At 48.0% G+C, this 16,521-nt stretch carries 13 protein-coding genes and 5 pseudogenes; 11 read left to right on the top strand and 7 right to left on the bottom strand.

What is annotated here, in order from left to right; all coding sequences use genetic code 11:
* Positions 1-111: 111 nt before the first annotated feature.
* The 8 genes and pseudogenes from METMK1DRAFT_RS18570 (at position 112) to rfbC (ending at position 7,702) form a co-directional block, all read left to right on the top strand.
* Positions 112-1,068, top strand: a pseudogene (locus METMK1DRAFT_RS18570) (IS701 family transposase).
* 208 nt (positions 1,069-1,276) lie between these two features.
* A complete protein-coding gene (locus tag METMK1DRAFT_RS15200; protein WP_009075855.1) occupies positions 1,277-2,080 on the top strand; it encodes a coiled-coil domain-containing protein in 804 nt (267 codons plus the stop codon).
* Between the two features lie 917 nt (positions 2,081-2,997).
* Positions 2,998-3,939, top strand: a complete 942-nt coding sequence (locus METMK1DRAFT_RS15195; RefSeq protein ID WP_009075849.1) for a glycosyltransferase family 2 protein — start codon at positions 2,998-3,000, stop codon at positions 3,937-3,939.
* 155 nt (positions 3,940-4,094) lie between these two features.
* Positions 4,095-5,095, top strand: a pseudogene (locus METMK1DRAFT_RS19335) (IS701 family transposase).
* Positions 5,096-5,152: 57 nt separating this feature from the next.
* Positions 5,153-6,220 carry a glycosyltransferase family 4 protein gene (locus tag METMK1DRAFT_RS15185; RefSeq protein ID WP_009075845.1) on the top strand — a complete coding sequence of 356 codons (1,068 nt, stop codon included), beginning with the start codon at positions 5,153-5,155 and terminating at the stop codon, positions 6,218-6,220.
* A 79-nt stretch (positions 6,221-6,299) separates the two neighbouring features.
* A pseudogene (locus METMK1DRAFT_RS15180) lies at positions 6,300-6,719 on the top strand (helix-turn-helix domain-containing protein); the annotation flags it as partial.
* Positions 6,720-6,850: 131 nt separating this feature from the next.
* Positions 6,851-7,052: pseudogene (locus METMK1DRAFT_RS19330) on the top strand (hypothetical protein).
* Between the two features lie 122 nt (positions 7,053-7,174).
* Positions 7,175-7,702 carry a dTDP-4-dehydrorhamnose 3,5-epimerase gene (gene rfbC, locus METMK1DRAFT_RS15175; RefSeq protein WP_009075837.1) on the top strand — a complete coding sequence of 176 codons (528 nt, stop codon included), beginning with the start codon at positions 7,175-7,177 and terminating at the stop codon, positions 7,700-7,702.
* Here rfbC and METMK1DRAFT_RS15170 read toward each other — a convergent pair.
* The 5 genes from METMK1DRAFT_RS15170 to METMK1DRAFT_RS15150 all read right to left on the bottom strand — a co-directional run bounded on the left by METMK1DRAFT_RS15170 (position 7,672) and on the right by METMK1DRAFT_RS15150 (position 13,117).
* Positions 7,672-8,484 (bottom strand): SDR family oxidoreductase, encoded by an 813-nt coding sequence (locus METMK1DRAFT_RS15170; protein ID WP_009075835.1) that lies wholly within the window; start codon positions 8,482-8,484, stop codon positions 7,672-7,674. The two genes, rfbC and METMK1DRAFT_RS15170, sit on opposite strands and share 31 nt — an antisense overlap.
* Positions 8,481-9,434 (bottom strand): dTDP-glucose 4,6-dehydratase, encoded by a 954-nt coding sequence (gene rfbB, locus METMK1DRAFT_RS15165; protein WP_009075833.1) that lies wholly within the window; start codon positions 9,432-9,434, stop codon positions 8,481-8,483. Before rfbB ends, METMK1DRAFT_RS15170 begins: the two co-directional genes overlap by 4 nt.
* Positions 9,419-10,459, bottom strand: coding sequence for a glucose-1-phosphate thymidylyltransferase (locus METMK1DRAFT_RS15160; protein ID WP_009075830.1), 1,041 nt, complete (start codon positions 10,457-10,459; stop codon positions 9,419-9,421). Before METMK1DRAFT_RS15160 ends, rfbB begins: the two co-directional genes overlap by 16 nt.
* A gap of 695 nt (positions 10,460-11,154) precedes the next feature.
* A complete protein-coding gene (locus tag METMK1DRAFT_RS15155) occupies positions 11,155-11,736 on the bottom strand; it encodes a hypothetical protein (RefSeq protein WP_009075827.1) in 582 nt (193 codons plus the stop codon).
* On the bottom strand, positions 11,723-13,117 hold the full coding sequence (locus METMK1DRAFT_RS15150; protein ID WP_009075825.1) for an ATP-dependent nuclease: 1,395 nt from the start codon (positions 13,115-13,117) through the stop codon (positions 11,723-11,725). Before METMK1DRAFT_RS15150 ends, METMK1DRAFT_RS15155 begins: the two co-directional genes overlap by 14 nt.
* Positions 13,118-13,354: 237 nt before the next feature.
* On the opposite strand from METMK1DRAFT_RS15150, the pseudogene METMK1DRAFT_RS16900 reads away from it, so the two are divergent.
* The 3 genes and pseudogenes from METMK1DRAFT_RS16900 (at position 13,355) to METMK1DRAFT_RS15130 (ending at position 15,328) form a co-directional block, all read left to right on the top strand.
* A pseudogene (locus METMK1DRAFT_RS16900) lies at positions 13,355-14,262 on the top strand (transposase).
* 133 nt (positions 14,263-14,395) lie between these two features.
* Complete coding sequence (locus METMK1DRAFT_RS15135) at positions 14,396-14,608, top strand: hypothetical protein (RefSeq protein WP_009075821.1); 213 nt, start codon at positions 14,396-14,398, stop codon at positions 14,606-14,608.
* 162 nt (positions 14,609-14,770) lie between these two features.
* A complete protein-coding gene (locus METMK1DRAFT_RS15130; RefSeq protein ID WP_245544663.1) occupies positions 14,771-15,328 on the top strand; it encodes a hypothetical protein in 558 nt (185 codons plus the stop codon).
* Here the strand turns inward: METMK1DRAFT_RS15130 and METMK1DRAFT_RS15125 are convergent.
* Together METMK1DRAFT_RS15125 and METMK1DRAFT_RS16895 are read right to left on the bottom strand one after the other, a co-directional pair.
* Positions 15,293-15,790: a hypothetical protein gene (locus METMK1DRAFT_RS15125; RefSeq protein ID WP_009075816.1), complete on the bottom strand. Its 498-nt coding sequence runs from the start codon at positions 15,788-15,790 to the stop codon at positions 15,293-15,295. The genes METMK1DRAFT_RS15130 and METMK1DRAFT_RS15125 overlap by 36 nt on opposite strands.
* A 186-nt stretch (positions 15,791-15,976) precedes the next feature.
* On the bottom strand, positions 15,977-16,162 hold the full coding sequence (locus tag METMK1DRAFT_RS16895) for a hypothetical protein (protein WP_009075814.1): 186 nt from the start codon (positions 16,160-16,162) through the stop codon (positions 15,977-15,979).
* Positions 16,163-16,521: the final 359 nt, after the last annotated feature.

The raw sequence follows: 16,521 nt of genomic DNA, 5'->3' as shown, positions 1-16,521 counted from the left end.
AGGGAGGTAATACGAAAAAGCCTGTATTGGCGAGAAGTTTTTCGACGTCGTCCCGCTGAAAAGGTGCGGAAAGGGACCGATCGAGTTCGCTAGGGAGAGGCTGTCAGGGAGATCAACAGGCTGGGCGTGGTGAGGGGGAAGGGGAGGAGCAGGAAGGTTAACTGGCACTAGTCCTCATGGTCCTGGTAGGTGGGAGGGCCAGCGTGAGGAACAGGGCCGAGACGTTCGGGTTGGACTACTCAAACCTACTGGAGGCGTTGGGAGAACTCGACGACGCGTGGAGGGGCTGAAGGTCCTGTCAGACTTTGAAGGGTCAGGTCGTCATCGTGGACGACACCGTGGACCACGACGCTCAGGGGGACGTGAGCCCCTGAGAACCACTGAATCTACTGCCACACCCACGGGAGGTTCGAGAGAGCCAAGCTCCTCACGGTCGTGATAGTGGACCTCAAGCAGGACGTTCACGGTTTCCCCTACGCCTTGAGGAAGATGTGGGATTTGTGAGGGTCACCGAGTTCAAGACCGAGATGGACGTGGCCAGATGTTGGACGTGCTCAAGGAGCGCTTCCGCGTGTCCAGGGTCGTCTTCGACTCCCGTACTGTCCGAGAAGCTCGTGACGGACAACGTAATGTCAAGGCTCAAGTCCAACCGAGCCCAGGGTCTGCCCAGGACACCCTCGAGGAGGGGCACCTCCCAGTGGGATACCCCCTGGAGTCTACTACGCCGACCTGACCCTGGGAGGCCGAGTGGTCACGGTGAAGTTGCTCGTCCGGGAACACGACTCCGGGACACAGGCCAGGTACCTCTACACGACCGACCTCTCGCTCAGCGGGGAGGAGGCCTGTAGGGTGGGAGATCGAGGAGCTCCAAAGGACGTCAAGGCCCTGGGACTCCTCGTTCTGGAGGAGGGAGAGGCTTCAGTGCTACCTCACGATCTTCACCATCAACAACGTCGTCAGGGATCTGGTAGTGGAGCTGAACCTTAGGAGCGTGGAGGCGTTCCTCAGGTTCTCGAGCGCCGTTCAGGTGGACCGCCGGGGCTGATGAAAATCTTTAAGTTACCTTAAAGTCCCATAACTACTGTTATAAAAATACCTGATTCAAAGGAATGTTTAGAAGTGATTAAAAATATTAAAAATTACTCAGAAACGTTAGAGTCTTGCTAGCGTAACAGCAGTTACCAAATTTCCGTTTACCTTTACATTCTCCCTGAAAGTGAATACCGGTGGAAGGGTGGACAAACCCTTTAATAATGTCGTTGGCGAGTATTAAGCCGTGAGCGGAACAAAGGCTATCGATGACATCCTCAAGAATCAGGAACTCCTTTCTGCCTTAGCCGAGAGAGTTTATGAAAAGTTGAAGGACGACATCGTGATAAAGAAATTGGAGGAGAACAGTAACAGTATTAGAGAGTTTCAAGAGGTCTTGAAAAAGAACACGGAGGCTATAGCTTCCCTGCAGGAGGCTGTGAACAGGCACACCGAGGCGATACAGTCACTCCAGGAGGCCGTGAAGAGACAGGGGGAGGCTATAGCTTCCCTGCAGGAGGCTGTGAACAGGCACACCGAGGCGATACAGTCACTCCAGGAGGCCGTGAAGAGACAGGGGGAGGCTATAGCTTCCCTGCAGGAGGCTGTGAGGGAGCACTCCAAGGTCATTCTTAAACTGATGGAGGGGCAGAGGAAGCTGTCTGTGGAGATAGGCAGTTTTACGTCGAGGGCAGGAAAGGGTCTTGAGAAGACCATACTTAATATCTATAAGAAGGCTCTGAAGTTGCACCACATAGACACTACCAAAATCAAACACGGAAGTATAGTGGATGAACTCGGTTTAATAGAAAAGGGTAGGTCGTTCGAAATAGACTTTTATGAGACCAACGACTACGTCTACGTCTTTGAGGTAAAGAACTTCGCCGACGAAGCGGTAGTAGATCAAATAATTATTAGAAAGAAGTTGTTGGAGGCTAAATACAAGAAACCGGTGAAGCCTTTCGTTGTGGCCAATTACGTGGAAAAGGAGGTCAAGCAAGCCCTTGAGAAGGAGGGAGCCGAGATAATCTTCTCGCATGAAGTCGAATGAAGTGGCAGGGCAGAAGCTTTTAAGAGCAGGAGTTATGGGAACCTTAGGGAGGTAATATCGGAAAGTCGGTATTAGCGAGAAGTTTATACACTATCACAGGATGGTTTGATCCCTCTTTGCTGGCTAGATTGTTTGGAGATTTATTAACTGCGCCAGATCTACGAGGTTCACTCCTTCACCCTAACACCCTCATGCCCTCTCACAATAAGTTTTCGCCAACGATGAACTTCATACTCCAATAATTGCTCAGCCACTTTTCGAATAAGATGCAGCAGTTATGGGAACCCTAACAACTCTCTCCTTACAGCAGTTATGGGATTCTCCCCTAGGTACCGCCCTGCAATCTAGGTGAAATCTAATAACTGCTGTCCTCATCTTCGAAAATTATCTTACCGTTTACTGTAATAAACTGGAAGTTTTCAAGTGCTTCCCCAGAACAGATAATCTTACTCTTCATCATCTGGTAGGATAACAATTACAATCACCTCCCTGTCTAATAAACCCTTAATCCTCCCATGAATACTCTTGGGAACGTGTATTGCGTATTTTGGATCTCCATATTTATCATGACTCATTGAGAATATTTTTGAGTGAAATATAACCTGAACAATAATTGATTGTTTAAAGTAAAGGTTATAAACATTACTTACAAAAATTAATCAGATGGTGCCACTATGAAGTCTATGAGTAATGTGAGGCGGAGGAAGGTATCCAATGAAACTCCCCGTGTCCTCGAAGGGAGTTACTCCCGTAGACTGCACGTGGAGGGAAATAAGGGGTATGAGGACGAGAGGTTAAATATAAATTCATAAAACCTCAATGAAAGTCCGACCCCAGCACTTACAGAATTTCTCGTTAGGTGTAGCCTTGAAGTCAAGGCAAAATCTAATAACTGCTGTTAATCTACCTTAAAGTAAATGGTGAAGATATGCCTCTACGGTACCGTCTACAACAACGCGGACACAGTTGAAGAGAGTGTGAAGTCTGTTTTCGACCCCAGTTATAAAATAATCATAACCGACAATTATTCAACTGACGGTACTTACGAACATCTGGAGGAGTTGAGAAAAGACTTTAATTTGACCATTTTGCGTTATAAGTCCTCAAGAGGTGTGGGGAGACAATATTCACTAAACTACTGCCCGGAAAACTCCATGACAGCCTATTTCGATATGGACGTAAAATACAACAAGATATTTCACGATATAGTGAAATACTCAGCTGAAAGAGGAGCAAAGGTAATAACTGGGATGCAGGGCACTCTTGTCGCACCCAAAAAAGAGATTATAGAGAAGGGGGGTTGGAATGATCTTACAGTCGCTGAGGACATAGAGTTCTGGTATAGAGTAGGCTTCGACTACCACATACCGCTGATAACAATGGAGAAGAATTTACATAGACAGTCCAGCTATGGAGCTAGAGAGAGGAGGTACTCAAAAGGGATTAATTATTACTACCGGTGGTTTATGAGTGTAGTCGACACCATAAGGGGTAGGGGATTTACGTTAGAAGATGCCTTTTCATGGTATAAAAAGAAATACCACGTAATAGTCTTCCTAGCGTACGTAATAGCCAAAGCAAAGGGGATGTACAGAGGTACTACCATCGTCGAGCTGTTAGAAAAGATGTACATTCCAGACGAGTTTAGGAATTACGAGGACTATATCCTTGTAGGAGTAGGTCTAAGAGAAATAAATTATAAAAATAGAGATATAATTAAGAAATTCACGGAAGGGTTTAAGTCCTTCTTATGCGATGACAACATGACACTTTTTGTGAAAAAAGAAAAGGTTGTTGAGTATTATATGAAGAACTTAAGTAAAAAACTTGTAAAGAATTGTGAGAAATTCACACTCTGAAGTTATAACTTACAGCAGTTATGGGATTTCTCGTTAGGTGTAGCCTTGAAGTCAAGGCAAAATCTAATAACTGCTCAGCAGTTATGGGAATCTTAGGGAGGTAATACGAAGAAGTCGGTATTAGCGAGAAGTTTTTATTTTTCGACGTCTTCCTGCTGAAAAGGTGCGGAAAGGGACAGATCGAGTTCGCTAGGGAGAGGCTGTCAGGGAGATCAACAGGCTGGGCGTGGTCAGGGGGAAGGGGAGGAGCAGGAAGGTTAACTGGCACTAGTCCTCATGGTCCTGCTAGGTGGGAGGGCCAGCGTGAGGAACGCGGCCGAGACGTTCGGGTTGGAACGTGAATTGATGGGGGCGTTGGGAGAACTCGACGACGCGTGGAGGTCCTGTCAGACTGGTGAAGGGTCAGGTCGTCATCGTGGACGACACCGTGGACCACGACGCTCAAGGGGACGTGAGCCCCTGAGAACTACTGGATCTACTGCCACGCCACTGGAGGTTCGAGAGGGCCAAGCTCCTCACTGTCGTGATAGTGGACCTCAAGCAGGACGTTCACGGTTTCCCCTACGCCGTGAGGAAGATGTGGGATTTGTGAGGGTCACCGAGTTCAAGGCCAAGATGGACGTGGCCAGATGTTGGACGTGCTCAAGGAGCGCTTCCGCGTGTCCAGGGTCGTCTTCGACTCCCGTACTGTCCGAGAAGCTCGTGACGGACAACGTAATGTCAAGGCTCAAGTCCAACCGAGCCCAGGGTCTGCCCAGGACACCCTCGAGGAGGGGCACCTCCCAGTGGGATACCCCCTGGAGTCTACTACGCCGACCTGACCCTGGGAGGCCGAGTGGTCACGGTGAAGTTGCTCGTCCGGGAACACGACTCCGGGACACAGGCCAGGTACCTCTACACGACCGACCTCTCGCTCAGCGGGGAGGAGGCCTGTAGGGTGGGAGATCGAGGAGCTCCAAAGGACGTCAAGGCCCTGGGACTCCTCGTTCTGGAGGAGGGAGAGGCTTCAGTGCTACCTCACGATCTTCACCATCAACAACGTCGTCAGGGAGCTGGTAGTGGAGCTGAACCTGAGGAGCGTGGGGGCGTTCCTCAGGCTCTCGAACGTAATTTAGGCGGACCGCCGGGGCTGATGAAAATCTTTAAGTTACGTTAAAATCCCATAACTGCTGCACAGGAAAAGTTATCAGGGCGTGAGTCGAGATTCACCCCGTTGAAGCTCCTCATAGTCAACCACAGAGACCCCTTTCATCCGAAGGCAGGAGGGGCCGAGAGGGATCTCCTGGAGACGTTCAGCAGGTTGGTCAAGAAGGGGGTGGACGTCTACTGGCTCAGTGAGGATGTGGGGAGAGGCCCAGGGGAAGTCTCGGGGATCCACCTGATCAGGAGGGGGAACCCATTGACCCTCCACTTTCGTTCCTTACTCGAGGCAACGAAGTTCGACCTAGTGTTCGACAGCGTGGCCCACGCAGTGCCCTTCCTCTCTAACCTCGTCAACCGGTGTACCGTCGCCAAGATACACCACGTCCATCAACAGGTACTGAGGTACGAGCTCCCTCCCCACCTCGCTGTCCCGGTGGCCTGGGCGGAGAGGCTGTCAAGGTTTTACAAGAGGGTCATAGTGCCCTCCAGAAGTACCGGAGAGGAGGCAGTGAGGACACTCAAGGTGAGGCCTGAGAGGATAACCGTGATTCCTGAGGGGATTGACCACTCCAGTTACACCCCCGGGGAGAAGAGCGACGAACCCTTTATCTTGTGGCTCCACAGGATGAAGAGGTATAAGAACCCTTTACACGCCATCGAGGTCTTCAGGCTAGCCAAGGGGAGGGGGCTTCGTGGGGTCAAGCTGGTCGTGGCCGGGGGAGGGGACTTGGAGAGCCAGGTGAGGGAGGAAGCTAAACGCGTTGAGGGAGTCGAAGTGCTAGGTAGGGTTGGGGAGGAGAGGAAGAGGGAACTCCTGAGGAGGGCGTGGCTCTTCATGAGTACCTCCTTCATTGAGGGCTGGGGACTCTCAGTGCTGGAGGCCAACGCCTCTGGCACCCCTGCAGTGGGGTATAGGGTGGGTTCCCTGGGGGAGATCATAGTCGAGGGAGTTAACGGATACACTGTACCGTACGGGGACCTAAACAAGATGGCAGACCTCCTGGTCAACCTCTTCAACGACCAGAGGAGGCTCAGGGCCATGTGGAGCTCCGCCTATCTAGAGAGCCTCAAGTACGACTGGGAGAAGACAGCCGAGATGTACCACGAGTTCATAGAACGACTGGAGTGTATCAAGTGAACCTACCCTGTGACCGCCGTAGTCAGCAGTTTTCGATGAATCTTAAAATTTATATTATTTCATCATAAACTTTTATACAATGCTGAGACCAAAGGAAGTGTGCCGACATTTAGGAATATCCTATGCTATACTTAGGGAATACGTAAAGGAGGGTTACATTAAACCAGTCGTTCTTCAGAGCCGGAGATGGAGGTTCAGAGAAGAGGACGTGGAAAAGCTGATGGGAATTGTGAGGAGGAAAGCGATATTATACGCTAGGGTATCAAACACGAAAGAGGGAGACTTGATGAACCGAGTGAGGTACCTCGAGGAGAACGTTTAGGATTACGACCAGGTCATCACGGACGTGGGATCTAGGTTGAACGTGAAGAGGAAAGGATTCCTGAAGTCGAGAACGATACTAAACAACGAAGCGTCTAAAGTAATAGCCTACCTGGACAAGCTGGTGAGGTTCGGTTTCGAGATGGAGGAAGTTTGCAAAGCGCATAACCGCGAACTCCCCCGCTAAGGGCTGAATCCTTTTTCATGTTAACAGACAGCAGTTATGGGATTTCTCGTTAAGTGTAGCCTTGAAGTCAAGGCAAAATCTAATAACTGCTGTTAACAGAAATGTTTTTATATCAATTTATTATGATCTTTTTGATAAAAGATGAACTCTCACTCGATGTGGGCTATGCCCAAAAGGGTGGGAGTGATCTGGGATGTGAGCCCCGTGCCGTTGGGCTCAAAGGAGTCCCACGACCCACCTACCTTGAGGTCGGGTAGGTAGCTGAGGGCTAAGTCCCTGCACTCGATCATGATTCAAGATAAAGTGAGTGAAATCAAAGTGTAGGGACAAACGGGGTTTCCCCGTGACTCCGGTGAAGCCCAAGGACTGAGGGTTGATATTAGATATCATGAAATCCTGTGAAGCCCAAACCCCAAGATTTATTACCGAAACTCAGATTGAGTCTCATGCCGTTCTCCATCTCTCCCACGGAGATACCTGAGGTGTTACTGATAACCTACCAGAGGTTCCCCGACGAAAGGGGCTACTTCGCCGAGCTGTACAAGTCCTCCTCCCTTCCCTTCCTCGAGGTCAGGCAGGTGAACATGAGCTTCTCCAGGAAGGGAGTGGTCAGAGGGCTCCACTACCAACTGAAACCGTTCGAGCAGGGAAAGCTGGTCACGGTGTTACAGGGTAGGATCCTCGACCTGGCCCTGGACATAAGGTTGGGTTCCCCGACCTACGGTAAGTTCGTGACCAGGGAGATCACCCCAGGTCTCATGCTCTGGGTTCCACCGGGCTTCGCCCACGGCTTCCAGGCCCTGGAGGAGTCCACTGTGGTCTACTTCACCAGCAAGGAGTACTCTCCAGCTCACGAGAGGTGCGTTCACTACCTCGACCTCGGGATAAGGTGGCCCCTCGACGCTATCGTGAACAGGAAGGACTCCTCCTGCCCTCCCCTATCTCAGGCCGAGAACAACTTCTCGTACCCCTGAGCCTGAAAGTCGGTGCTCAAGAGTCTCCTGGCCCTGGAGGAGTCCAAGGAGGAGTCCAAGGGTCTCCTGGCCCTCCAACCCGGTACCTCTTCCACCTCCCTCACCAGCTCCTTGAGCTTCATCCTCTCGGCTATACTAAACGCCAGTTCGTACCTTGAGACCCTGGGACCGGCCACGTGGAGTACCCCAGTCTTCCCTAGCTTCAGGAGTTCGACTATGGCCTCGGCCAACGCCCTGGCCCAAGTGGGGGAGAAGTAACCACGGAACGCCTTGACCTCCTTCCCCTCCCTGAGGGCGTTGTACACGTAGAGGGGAAATCCCTTCCTCCCGTACACTCCGGAGGTCCTCACCACAAGGGAGTCGTCATACGAGAGGGCGTAGGACTCTCCCACGAGCTTGGTGAGACCGTAATAGTTGATGGGGTTAGGTACGTCAACCTCAGAGTACATCCCCTTCTCTCCGTCAAAGACGTAATCCGTGGAGACGTGGATGAGGTGGGCCTCCACTACCCGGGCCACCCTGGCCAGGTGTCTGACGACCTCGCCGTTGGTCTTGAAGGCCTCCTCCCTCCTCACCTCACAGGCGTCCACGTCGGTCACGGCCACAGTGTTTATTATGGCCTTGGGCCTCCTCTTCAGGATCAGATCCTCGATGGCCCTGAAGTCCGTCACGTCCATCCTTACCCCGTTGGAAGGGCCCTGAGACCTGTAGACCACCAGGGAGTCCGGGATCAGGGAGGCGAGCTCCGACCCCAGTTGACCGTAACCCAGAATGAGTATCATCTACCCTCCCTCCATGGCTCGTCCTCAAGGAAGAACCGATCCTTGATCAGTGGCTCCCACCACCACCTGTTCTCCCTGTACCACCTCACCGTCCTCTCCAAACCCTCCCTGAGTGGAGTGACGTGATAGTTGAGCTTGGTGTTCCTCATGCAGTACCTCCTGTCGTGGCCAGGCCTGTCGTTCACGAACTTGAGCCTGATCTCGACCCCCATGACCTCCCCCAGCGTGCGGAGGAGCTCAAGGTTGTTCACCACGTTGTTACCTGGCAGGTTGTAGACCTCACCCTTCCTCCCCTCCCTGGCCAGCGTGGAGATCACTTTGGCCGTATCTTCAACGTATATCCAGTCCCTCTCCTGCTTACCGTCGCCGTAGACCGGTACGCTCATGCCCAGGAGCGTCCTTATCACTGCCTTGGGGATCATCTTCTCCGGGTACTGCCTGGGGCCGTAGTTGTTGGAGGGCCTAACTATGAAGGCGTCCAGGGAGTAGGTTCTGACGTAAGCCTTGACCAGGAGGTCTGCGCTGGCCTTGCTCGCCGAGTACGGGGAGGAGGGGTTGAGTGGGGCCTGTTCGTCTGCGCACTCCTCCCCATAGACCTCGTCCGTGGACACGTGGACGTACCTGAAACCGAACCTCCTCGACGCCTCGAGGACGTTGAGGGCACCGAGCACGTTGGTCCTGACGAAGTTCTCAGGTGAGTATATGGACCTGTCCACGTGGGTCTCTGCAGCCAGGTTGATCACCGTGTGGGGGGAATACTTCTCCACCACGTCGTGGAGTTCTCGCGAGGCCACGTCGCCTTTAACCAGGACGTGTTTGACCCCCTGCAGGTTCTCCGTCCTACCTGCGTAGGTGAGGAGGTCGTAGACCACGACCTCCTCTTCCTTGGAGAGTTCCCTGACCAGTGAGGAACCTATGAACCCAGCCCCTCCTATCACAAGGACAACCATGAGTTCTCACCCACCACGATCCTGTGGGCCCTCTGCACCCTGTCCTCCCTCGAGATCACGCTGTTCTGTCCGACCAAGGAGTCGGCGATGGAGACTTGGTGTAGCTTGACGTTGTCCAGGATGACGGAGTTCTGCACCTCTGCCCCCAGGACCTCACAGTTGTCCCCCAGGGAGGTGTAAGGTCCCACGAAGGAGTCCCTTATCACCGTGTTCCTTCCCACGAAGGCCGGACCCCTGACCACTGAGTTCACGACCTTAGAACCTGGGAGTAGGGTCACCCTCCCCTCGACCCTCCCCTCGACCTCGCCCTGGAGTTCCCTCTGGACGTACCTGTCCAGGAGGGTCATGTTGGCCTCCAGGATGTCCTCGGGAGTACCAGTGTCCTTCCACCAACCGTCTATGATGCTGTACTCCACAGTCCTCCCCCTGTCTACGAGCCCCTGAATGGCGTCTGTTATCTCCAGCTCCCCCCTCCAACTGGGTTTGAGGTTCTCTATCACGTCAAAGATCTCCCTGTCGAAGGCGTATACCCCCACCAAGGCCAAGTCGGATATGGGTTCCTTGGGCTTCTCAACGAGCCTGACTATCCTCCCCTCCCTTATCACAGCAACCCCGAACCTGTTGGGGTTAGGGACCTTGGCCAACATGACTGAGGCGGAACCCCGGAACTCCATGAGGGGCCTCAGGTCGTGAAGGACTAGGTTGTCCCCTAGGTACACCAAGAACCTGTCCCCCACTACGTCCCTGACCCTGTACACCGCGTCCGCCAGACCTCTGGCCCTACCCTGGTACACGTACCTTATCCTCACGTCGAACTTGGAACCGTCCCCATAGTACTCCACCACCCTCATGGGAGTGTTATCTCCCAAGATCACCACTACGTCCCTGATCCCGTTGTTCCTCAGGTGATCTATGACCCAATGGGAGACTGGCTTTCCTGCCACCTTCAGCAACTGCTTGGGCCCGGTGTGGGTCAAGGGCCTCAGCCTCGTCCCCTGTCCTCCATGGAGAACTACTGCTTCCATGAGAGCTTAGTGTGTGGGCTAATAATAAACATTTTGTTGCATTATGCATTTAAAAAAGTTGAGGACGACCTCGCGATTGAGGAGTTGTTGAAAGGAAGGGTGTTTACCCGTGGCGTAACTTCTCCTCACTCTTAGTCACTTCTAATTGCACCACGGGCACCCCTCCTAGGGATCATACACAGTCGCCCCAGATCATTGGGGCTAGTCGAGGGAAACTTCAATACCCATCCAACTTCTCCCACCCTCGTGAGTAGTGCCCGTCATCGGTCGGGAGATCATCAAGAGAGATTTCTGGGTAATACTACATGAACATAACCGACGTCAAAACGATATTTATAGAACTGCAGCAGTTATCAGATCTTACCTTGATTGCAGGGCGCTACCTAAGGAAAATCCCATAACTGCTGTAAAATTGAAATAACAAGTAGTTACGTAAAAGAGTTACAGTCTTCAGTGGACTTGATGCCCTTAGGTCTCAGTGTTAAGTGTTTACCCGTGGCGTGACTTACCTCTTTGCCTTAACGAGAGGTCGAAACGAGGAAAAGGGAGTAAGATTACCGCTCTACGACAATTATTTCTCTATATTCTGTCATAAATTTAAGTTAATGGATTCACTCTTGGGGTTGTCCATAGCTCGTAAGAAACCTTTCAATCGCTTTCAGAAGCTTTTCTAAATCCATTTTCATGAACTCTATTTATAATTCGCAAAGGAGTCCTGAATTGCCCGTCTTTTCAATGCAAGATTCTTTCATTTCTTTTTGTACGCGCTTAAATATTTCCTTATATTTTTTACAACACCCTTCCCCTATAAACTTACTTGTATTACTATTACAGATTTTTATCAGGATAAAATCTTCCATACAGCAGTAAAAGCCAAGAAAGATAAAATACATGAAAAATTTCTTATTTCCTATACTACAAGTCAGCTTATATACGTCGAGGCTTTCTACAATTTTTTGCGTAACAGAAATGGAAATTCCATATTTGTTTGCGAATTTGTTAACGTCGTTCTCACAATCAGAAGAGCAGTGTTCTTTATCAATAAATACGATATAACCTAAGGAAAACCTTGTAACGTCCTCCTTAATGAACTTTAATACTCCGTCAATTCCAGTGTTGATAGTCCTTCCCTTACCTTTTCTACCGCTTTCCGGAATGAACAATGAGATTTGGCAATATTTATCTTTGTTTTTCTCAAGAGCATCTTTAATTACTTGCCTATCAAAATGTCCATCTCCAAAAATTATCTCAATTTTAGCTTTTTCAGTGAACTTCATTAGATATTTTTAATGCTGTATATCTTAAATCTTCATAATCCGTCCTATCCAAGACTTCTTCCGAAGACAGGACTTCGTATTTACCGTCATTGAGTAATATAAACCTAACATTGTCAGAGCGCCTTTCTGCTAAGTATACATAAACGTCACTGCTCTGCGTAGTTATTAATATCAAATCTACGTCCAATTTCAGTAAGAAACCGTAAAATTGTTTAAGCAATTCTGGGTGTAAGGCAAATCCTTCTAAGTCGTCGATGAGGATAATCCTAGGTTGGTAAACAACATAAGATAATATGAAGTTTAGCAAGCTTTTATACCCATAACCTAATTCATTAATTGAAACGTCAGTCTTATCGTCAAATAATACTCTGATCTCGTTACCCGCGGATAAGTAAACATAGAAAATGTTAGGATCGAACTTACTTAATAGCTCAGTGACTTTACGAAAAGTAGATGCATCAGGAGTAACTGTAGGGACGGCATTGAGAGAATATATTAAAAGTACTCTAGCGTCTCCAATTCGTGTTGAAGAAGTTTCAGAAAATACGCTCTTGTAATATACGTTATTCAAAAATAGTTCAGTTTCAGCAATTTGATTAGATATCCTACCTCTGAACGCCCTTATCTTACTTGCGTTATTAGCGTCAAGTATTGCTATTGCTTCTAATATACTAGTTTTACCAACATTATTCTTGCCCATGATTACGCCGATTTTAAAATTAGGTAAAATCATCTTAAAATCGCTAAGCCTTCTATAATTCCTTATTCTAACACCTATGCCGAGATTACTTAATTTTTCCGGCAATGATAACACGTAGTCAACGTTAACATAAGGTGAGTCGTAAACCCTTACAAATCTACCTTTTCCGTATTTATAAATCCACGTTGAGTAAAGTATTTCTCCGCCTCCTTCTCCTTTTATCATACTTATTGGTATCAGTGACGGGTTAGCTTCTACCGGTCTCCAAGATTCCTTAGGGTTATATTCTAAAATTTCCCCCACGATAGCGTTTTCACTATTTTTAGACATCGGCTTATGCTCAAAGTTTTTAGGCACAAACGGGAACGCGTTTCCTCTACTAAAGATTTCTTCTTTTACACCGTTTTTATCTACGTAATAGAGGGGAGTATCTCCTACCCAAATTACCGTACCTCCTCTTTCCATAAATTTGAAAATTTCCGTCTCGTTTATCGGCTTGTTCGGGTAATCGTACAATGTATAAGGTATAACATCAGTACCGAAAATTAGGAAAGCTCCCTCCCCACGCGAACTGATCCACTCAACTACTGAGTTATAATTAAGGACAGGGTAACCTGTATTGTACTTACAGACTTCGTGTGTCCAACTATATACTTTGCCGCAGTAGACCGCTATTTCCATAATAACAATCTCAGAGGTCAGTGTAAAAAACTTTTAAGAATCAAACAAGAAGTGTCAATAACTAGATATTAAATATTAATTGGTTTTAAATATATAACTCAGATTTTACTTTGCAATAATCTCAAATTTTTCCCCCGTTTGCATGTCGATAGCGCTAACATAAGAGAATTTAAACAGATGGGCGATTCAGTGCTCCATTGCGATTTCTATTTGTTTCTATAGAATGAAAGTGACTTAATTGATCCTACAACAGTACACGAAAAGGGGACGAGCGCTAGGTCATACCGTGAGGTGTACAATCACGTGGTGACCGCGCTCGTCCTTGAGGTAGTTGGGGAGGACGCGCCATTAAATGAATGAGATGGAGAGGAGGACCTCCCCCAGGTACGCCAGGTACAGGTTCCTGAGGGGTTCAGGGTCTCCCTCCGGGGGATAGTGTAAGGGCTGGAGTGGGTCACGGTGAGGTTGCCCGTGATGTACAGGGGAGGAGTCGCTCAGGGAGGAGAGGCTGGTGCTCAGGGCCCTCCTCCTGCCCGTGTTGGGAACGCCAAGCTCTGGACCCAGGAGCTGGAGGTGAGGGGGGACTTCAAGTACGTGGATCGTGGACGGGAAGTACGTGAAGTTGAGGGGAGGGAGGAGGGGGGTCCTCTTAATCGCGTTGGGACTCACTGACCACGGTGTGAGGGCCGTGCTGGACGTGGTCCTGACCGGGGAAGAGGACGTCGTGAGCTACTGGGACCTCCCGGTGAGGCTATGGAGGTACAACCTCACCCTCGTTGTAGCTGAGGGGGTGAAGGCCGTGGAGGAAGCCATCTCCCGTTCTGGGATCCAGGTCGCGAGGCAGACCTGCCCGGTCCACCTCAAACGAAGCAGGAGGGTTAGGGACGCACTTGACTCCTCTCCCTGCCCACCCGGGGCTCTCCCCTCCTCTCCTACCTCCTTGCCCCCAGGGAGCTCTGGCCCCTCCTTAGGTCCAACAACCCGACCAGCCCTTCAACTCCCTCCCGGAGAGTTCGGCAAGTGCCACTCCCCCTGGAGGATCGCCCGGGCCATAGCCCTCAAACAGCCTCTCCACCTGTTATCTCATTCTTGCAATATTACAAGAGCCCTTATTTCTTCATGAAATGATCAAATATATTCAGTAATTCCTCCATTGAATAAGTCCAAATCAACAGAGATATTACAATTCGCAAAGGAGTCCTGAATCGTCCGAGTCCTGAGTCGCCCTAACTGAAAATGAGAGATAGGTTTTTTATTTAATCTTGAGTAGTTTTAAATATGGATCTACCAAGAGTTGCAATACATGGAGTTAACATAGGTCTAACTGTGGCAGAGATCTTTAGTGATGGAAATTTTAGGAAGATAATTTCCGCTGGTCATCTCATATACTCTACTGCTGGAACTATGTATTATGCGTCGCAAGGTAAGATTGTAGACACTTTAATGAGCTTATTCGGTATCGTAAGTTCTCTATACCATCTCTCTGAGTGATTGGGTTTGAATTTAATACTATCTTATATAGATCTAGACGTTGACGATGTTTATGTAAACTCATTGTTAAAAATTATGATAGAGGATAAACGACTCTTACGAGAGTATTTTAAACTTCTTTTGTCCAGACTATCTAGTTTAACACCCAGACAGCAGTTAAGAGTGTTAGATTACATACTTTACATATCCAATAAAAATGAGATGGGACTTACAAGTTTGAAAATTCAGTGCTCACCAAGAGAAGTAGTGTACTCAATAACTTTACTTTCGTTAAACCCAAGAATAGTAAGCCTGTATAAGGCTCTTAAGATCTGTGATAAGAAGCTCGAAATTTTGAACAAATTTACAAATTATCTTGAGAATAATATACTAAATCCTAAGCTAGTAGACTTATTGAGGGAGAAAATAAATGGTGAAGGGTTCGATAAGGCGCATTTAGAGTTGCTAATTCTTTTGGAATTCGCCTTGAAGCTTAGAAATGAAGGGTATCATGTGAAATTAAATGATTTTTATGGAGACTTATTGTTGGACACTAACGCCAGCTTTGAAGAACAAATGAAGATAAGGGATCAAATAATTGAGGAGTACAAGAGAAAGTATAATGTAGACGTTTCGGCAGAAGTTGGAGACGTATTTGGAATGGTAGATTCCGTAGATAAGATAAAGGAGTATATGAGGAAAGTATTAGATGTGGGTGGAGGAAGAAAACAGTCTATTTAATATTGTCATTCGTATCTCTGTTTCCTTCAATAGGTTTACTAAGATCTCTCTCGAAAGTCTCTCAACATCAAGCTGTTGCACGTTAAGATCTTTACCCTTAATACGGATTTTATAAATTCCCATTTTTAGCAACTCATCTTTAAAACCGCCGAAATGATCCACTAGAGTTCTAAGTTTTTCGATTAACCTAATGTAATTTAAGAAATTATTAGCTTCTTCCCCATTGATTTTCCCACTACTTACTGCATTGGCTAATACCTTATCCTTTAATATTGATACAATTTTACCTTCTTTGATCCCGTTAAATGTTCCGTTCTGATTGCTAAAAATCTCATCTCTTAAATTAGGAGAGTTAAGAGCGATAAAGAGTATAATTTCGAAATAAATTGCGCTAAAGCAACGTCTAATTAAAGTTGTGTTATGAGCTTTATCATAACAGATAGAAATTAGAGTTAAGTTCATTTTTACATCTTCAGCTCACATTTGCTAAAATTTCCTTTATATTTCTTTTCTGAAGAATTCGAGCTTGTTATAATGTCGTTATTATGTTATTTATACTTGTTTGAGTGTATTACTCATGGATAGGAAACAGTAATTAGGGAAGACGTTTTTGCCCTCCTTGTGGTTCACGTGGTTAAGTGTAAGTGTTTACCCGTGGCGTAACTTACCTTCTTTAATTACTTCTAATTCTGCCACGGGCACCCCTCTTAAGGGATCATACACAGTCACCCTTAAGTCATTGGGGCTAGTCGAGGGAAACACCAATACCCTCCCATCCGATTTTTCACCCCCCAAACCTCGTGGGCAGTGCCCATCATCAGTTAGGGAGATCATCAATAAAAACTATTTGTAATACTACATGAACATAACCCATATCAAAACGATATTTAGAAGTAATTAAAAATAAGTAGTAGTTACGCGTAAGTGTTACAGTCTTCCTTGGATATTTCTCTGATAAGTATTAAGTGTATCTTCCACGTCAATGCCCTTTCCCTAGCTTTTTTTTAATAGCTCTTCCATGAGTAAATTGAAGTGAGACGAGATTGTGAACTACCCCACCCTAACGGACGGGTTTCCTGCTTCCTTGCCCAAAGGGTAGAGGGCGGAGCTCCACAGGCACTACGGGCCTCACCAGCCCCGAGCATTGAGTGAACCTGCGCTGTCCCCACATGTGAATATTGATTGGGGAAGAG

Source organism: Metallosphaera yellowstonensis MK1 (assembly GCF_000243315.1).
Lineage (GTDB): Archaea > Thermoproteota > Thermoprotei_A > Sulfolobales > Sulfolobaceae > Metallosphaera > Metallosphaera yellowstonensis.
Note: the sequence above shows the minus strand (reverse complement) of the source record. Positions and strands in the feature narration are given on the sequence as shown.

Coding starts and splice junctions, on each gene's coding strand:
- METMK1DRAFT_RS15195 (WP_009075849.1), top strand. CDS start 2,998: ATGGTGAAGATATGCCTCTACGGTACCGTCTACAACAACGCGGACACA.
- rfbC (WP_009075837.1), top strand. CDS start 7,175: ATGCCGTTCTCCATCTCTCCCACGGAGATACCTGAGGTGTTACTGATA.
- METMK1DRAFT_RS15170 (WP_009075835.1), bottom strand. CDS start 8,484: ATGATACTCATTCTGGGTTACGGTCAACTGGGGTCGGAGCTCGCCTCC.
- rfbB (WP_009075833.1), bottom strand. CDS start 9,434: ATGGTTGTCCTTGTGATAGGAGGGGCTGGGTTCATAGGTTCCTCACTG.
- METMK1DRAFT_RS15160 (WP_009075830.1), bottom strand. CDS start 10,459: ATGGAAGCAGTAGTTCTCCATGGAGGACAGGGGACGAGGCTGAGGCCC.
- METMK1DRAFT_RS15155 (WP_009075827.1), bottom strand. CDS start 11,736: ATGAAGTTCACTGAAAAAGCTAAAATTGAGATAATTTTTGGAGATGGA.
- METMK1DRAFT_RS15150 (WP_009075825.1), bottom strand. CDS start 13,117: ATGGAAATAGCGGTCTACTGCGGCAAAGTATATAGTTGGACACACGAA.
- METMK1DRAFT_RS15135 (WP_009075821.1), top strand. CDS start 14,396: ATGGATCTACCAAGAGTTGCAATACATGGAGTTAACATAGGTCTAACT.
- METMK1DRAFT_RS15125 (WP_009075816.1), bottom strand. CDS start 15,790: ATGAACTTAACTCTAATTTCTATCTGTTATGATAAAGCTCATAACACA.
- METMK1DRAFT_RS16895 (WP_009075814.1), bottom strand. CDS start 16,162: ATGATCTCCCTAACTGATGATGGGCACTGCCCACGAGGTTTGGGGGGT.